Genomic DNA, 404 nt, shown 5'->3' on the forward strand with positions numbered 1-404 from the left:
CCCACGGTCCACACCGTCGCGTCCAGCTCGTCGAAGATCCCGGCACCGGTCGCGTCGGTTCCCGAGGTCAAGGGCGGCACCACCTCCGTCGCGCTCGACTCGGGCTTCACCGACGCGCTGAAGTCCCTGGGTCTGACCCCGGGTGTGTCGGGTTCGGCGAAGCTCGACGGTGGCGCGGTGTCGTTCCCGATCACCGCCGGCTCCGTGACGTACTGGTCCCCGGATGGGTCGTACCGTCCCTACGTGCAGGGTCTGCTGAACCACAACGGTTCCGGTCTCACCCTCGCCGCGGGCAGCACCACCGTGACGCTGGAGAACTTCGTGGTGAACCCGGGCTCCTCCAAGCTCTACGGTGACGTCCTCGTCAACGGTGAAGTCGCCGCATCCAACGCGTACCTGTTCTC

1 pseudogene is annotated in these 404 nt (G+C 67.3%); it reads left to right on the plus strand.

What is annotated here, in order from left to right:
- Positions 1–404 (plus strand): annotated as a pseudogene (locus BIU90_RS18550) (hypothetical protein); the annotation flags it as partial.

The organism is Curtobacterium sp. MCBA15_001 (assembly GCF_001864835.1).
GTDB lineage: Bacteria > Actinomycetota > Actinomycetes > Actinomycetales > Microbacteriaceae > Curtobacterium.